Origin of the sequence: Serratia sp. H1w (genome assembly GCF_000633355.1) — a bacterium.
Lineage (GTDB): Bacteria > Pseudomonadota > Gammaproteobacteria > Enterobacterales > Enterobacteriaceae > Chania.
Map to the genome: position 1 here is coordinate 1 of NZ_AYMQ01000068.1, position 566 is coordinate 566.

At 42.0% G+C, this 566-nt stretch carries 2 protein-coding genes; both read right to left on the reverse strand.

Features of this window, described 5'->3' with window-relative positions; all coding sequences use genetic code 11:
• Positions 1-13: 13 nt before the first annotated feature.
• On the reverse strand, positions 14-238 hold the full coding sequence (locus U869_RS0117150) for a hypothetical protein (RefSeq protein ID WP_025123934.1): 225 nt from the start codon (positions 236-238) through the stop codon (positions 14-16).
• A 52-nt stretch (positions 239-290) separates the two neighbouring features.
• Positions 291-488: a hypothetical protein gene (locus U869_RS30860; RefSeq protein ID WP_232785371.1), complete on the reverse strand. Its 198-nt coding sequence runs from the start codon at positions 486-488 to the stop codon at positions 291-293.
• Between the last annotated feature and the right edge of the window lie 78 nt (positions 489-566).

A 566-nucleotide genomic window follows, 5' to 3' on the forward strand; every position in this document is an offset into this window, starting at 1 on the left:
CTAATTAGAGGCATTACCCAATCTCTTCGTCAGAGCATTCGCTATTAAATACCTCAACCAGAAACTCAACCTTACCTTCTAGTGCCTGATTAATTTGAGCACCTAATTTCTGATGGACAACGGGATCTTGTAACACCAGAGCCCGTTGCCCCAGACGTGATAACTCTTCACCCAGAAGGCTGGAAATAGCTCTGGCCCCCTGAACATAACGCCCAGGGAAAACTGCTGTTGTGATCATATTACATCCTTACGATATTTGAATGTCAGAGATAAAGCCAAGTGCCAATCAATTAGTTTTCCAGTTCCATTTTCTTGTCAAAATTGATGAGTAACGAACAAATCAAATAACCCACGGCAGCGGTAGCAAAGAACATCATGGCAATATAATAATTACCCGTAAGCTGGACGATAAAACCAATTAATATAGGGATGATAGCAGCAAATAAGTTACTACTGAAATTCATGGTGCCACAAATAGTACCGGCCACCTTTTGTGCTCCGAGCAAAGACGGAATAGACCAATAAACACTTGCCCAACGCAGAGGGGGTCATGTATTCAATGTGTA

Bases quoted from the DNA above. Each gene is read 5' to 3' on its own strand.
- U869_RS0117150 (WP_025123934.1), bottom strand. From the start codon at position 238: ATGATCACAACAGCAGTTTTCCCTGGGCGTTATGTTCAGGGGGCCAGA.